Source organism: Nocardioides sp. (assembly GCF_036401255.1).
GTDB lineage: Bacteria > Actinomycetota > Actinomycetes > Propionibacteriales > Nocardioidaceae > Nocardioides.
The window spans coordinates 1-2,616 of record NZ_DASWVI010000121.1; the positions used below are offsets into that span (position 1 = coordinate 1).

Annotated in this window: 3 protein-coding genes and 1 pseudogene; 2 read left to right on the forward strand and 2 right to left on the reverse strand. The window is 73.1% G+C overall.

Annotation, left to right across the window (positions count from 1 at the left end):
• Window positions 1-171 (reverse strand): annotated as a pseudogene (locus tag VGD85_RS05415) (phosphoglucomutase, alpha-D-glucose phosphate-specific); the annotation flags it as partial.
• A gap of 65 nt (window positions 172-236) precedes the next feature.
• On the opposite strand from VGD85_RS05415, the gene VGD85_RS05420 reads away from it, so the two are divergent.
• Complete coding sequence (locus VGD85_RS05420; RefSeq protein WP_331062423.1) at window positions 237-908, forward strand: VC0807 family protein; 672 nt, start codon at window positions 237-239, stop codon at window positions 906-908.
• Between the two features lie 15 nt (window positions 909-923).
• Here the strand turns inward: VGD85_RS05420 and VGD85_RS05425 are convergent, their stop codons facing one another.
• Window positions 924-1,748, reverse strand: a complete 825-nt coding sequence (locus tag VGD85_RS05425; RefSeq protein ID WP_331062424.1) for an oxidoreductase — start codon at window positions 1,746-1,748, stop codon at window positions 924-926.
• Between the two features lie 80 nt (window positions 1,749-1,828).
• Between VGD85_RS05425 and VGD85_RS05430 the strand changes: the two genes are divergently transcribed.
• Window positions 1,829-2,616 (forward strand): hypothetical protein (locus VGD85_RS05430; RefSeq protein ID WP_331062425.1); only part of this gene is annotated, 788 nt, incomplete at its 3' end.

Below are 2,616 nucleotides of genomic sequence, written 5' to 3' on the forward strand. Positions count from 1 at the left end.
CTCGTTGAACGCGGTGCGCAGCGAGGACCCCCGGTGCCCGCTGGTGCCGAACGCCACCTGCTGGTCGGCGTCGTCCGGGTCCGGCACCCCCGTGTAGTACGCCGTCACCAGGTGCGCGACGTCGACGAGGTCGGAGGGTTCCGCGGGCTGTCCGGCGCGAGGGTCGCTCATGTCCCCATCATGCCGGTCGATGGGTTTCAGTAGCCGGGCGATCGGGCACGGCAGACAGGACGCCCATGACGACCCTCCTCGACGAACCCAGATCCACCCACCGGCCCAGCCTGCGCGCGGTGGTCCGCCGGCTGGTCGTCAGCCTGCTGGTCGCCTGCGCGGTGCCGGGCGCGGTGTTCTACGCCTTCCTGCGGCTCGAGGGGGTGTGGGTCGCGATCTTCGCCGCGCTGGCCTGGTCCTACGGAGCGATCGCGTGGCGGGCGCTGACGCGACGGCGTACGTCGGGACTGCTGATCCTGACCGCGGTGGTGATGACCGGCCGGACCCTGCTGTCGCTGGCCACCGACAGCACGTACCTGTACTTCCTCCAGCCGATCATCAGCGACGGCCTGATCGGGGTGACGTTCCTGGCTACGCTCGCCACCGCGCGGCCGATGGTGGCGCGGCTGGCCGGCGACTTCTACCCCATGGACGAGGAGCTGCACGGCCGGCCGCGGATCCGCCGTCTGTTCCGGCACCTCACGCTCGGCTGGGCGGTGCTGTGCCTGGGCAAGGCGTCGATGACGCTCTGGCTGCTGCAGTCCCAGTCGCTGGAGACGTTCGTGCTGGTCAAGGCCGTCACCGTGCTGATGCTCAACGCGCTGGCGATCGCCGCGACGCTCGGCGCCGCGGTCCTGGTCGCCCGCCGCGAGGGGCTCCTCGGGGAGGAGCTGGTCCCCGTCCCCGTGCGGGCCTGACCCGCACCGGTTCCCTCACCTGCCGATCGCGTCCAGCGTGGCGAGGTCCTCCTCGTCGAGGACGAGCCGGCCGGCCCGGACGTTCTCCTCGAGGTGCTCGACCGAGCTCGTGCCGGGGATGAGCAGGATGTTCTCCGAGCGCTGCAGCAGCCACGCGAGCGCGACCTGCATGTGCGTGGCGTCGTGCTTGGCCGCCACACCGTGCACCGCCTCGATCGCCAAGGGGCTGAAGCCGCCCAACGGGAAGAACGGCACGTAGTAGATGCCCTGCTCGGCGAGCCAGTCGACGAGGTCGTCGTCGTCGCGGTGGGCCACGTTGTAGGCGTTCTGCACCATCGAGACCGGCGCGATGTCCTGGGCCATCTTGACCTGCTCTGCCGTGCAGTTGCTCAGCCCGAGGTCGCACACCAGGCCCTGGGAGTGCAGGTCGGCGAGCACCGTCCACTGGGCCTCGAAGTCGCTGTCGCCGCCGTCCATGAACCGCAGGTTGACCCCGCCGAGCCGCTCGACGCCGAGCCGGCCGAGGTTGTCGTGCACGGCCTCCTTGATGTCGTCGGGCTCGAACGCCGGCAGCCAGGCGCCGGTCTCGTCGCGCCGGGCGCCGACCTTGGTGACCAGGACCAGCTCCGGCGGGTAGGGGTGCAGGGACTCGCGGATCAGGTCGTTGACGACGTACGGACCGTAGTAGTCGCTGGTGTCGATGTGGTCGACGCCGAGCTCGACCGCACGCTGCAGGACCTGCCGGGCCTGGTCGGGGTTCGCCGGCGGGCCCATGATGCCCGGCCCCGTCAGCCGCATCGCGCCGAATCCGATCCGCTTCACGTCCGAGAGTCGTTTCATGCGCCCCACTGTGCTCCGTCGCGTCGCCCGGGCCAAGGGCCCCGTCGGACCTACGATCGTCTCGGCATGAGGGGGTCGGGGTGAAGGGCGCGCGCACGGTCGTGCTCGTGGGCGTGGCGCTCCTGGTGCTCGCGGCCGGCCCGCTGGTGCTGCTGCTCGCGGGTCTGTGCCTGTACTTCCCCCGGGTGCGCGGCTGGCTCCGGCCGACCCGGCGCGTGGTCGCCTGGTGGGTCGCGGCGGCGCTGGCGATCGCCGGCGCCGCGGTCGTCGTCCCCGACGGCTGGATGCCGATCCCGCCCGGACCGGGCGCGTGGGTGACGCCGTCGTACGTCGGACGCCCGGTGGTCGGCGGGACCGCGCAGGGCCCGGCGGGGGAGTCGCCGCAGGTGCGCACCCGCTCCTACGGCATCGACGACTGCCGCCGGCTCGACCTCGATCCGCACGGCCGGCTCGTGACCGTGTGCGGGGACGCCGCCCGCCCGGTGCTGCGCCTGGTCGACGCCGACACCCTGCGGCAGCGCGCGACCAAGGACCTGCCCGACCGCGGTGCGGACTGCCCTGCGGCGTTCGACGTCGCCGCTGACGGCCGGGTCGTCGTCGCGGCCCGCGACCGGCTGCTCGTCGTCGCCACCGCCGACGCCGAGGGCGACCCGGACCTGACGACCGAGGCGACCGTGCCGCTCGACCTCGCCGACGGTGACTGCGTGGCCGGCCTCGCGGACGCCGGCGGGCGCACCTGGTGGGTCTCCCACCGCGGGGTCGTCGGGGTCCTCGGGGTCGTCGGGGTCCTCAGCGGGGACCGGGTCGCGACCGTCGACCTCGACGACACCGTCGACCGGCCGCTGGCCGTCGACGCGACGGGCGCGTA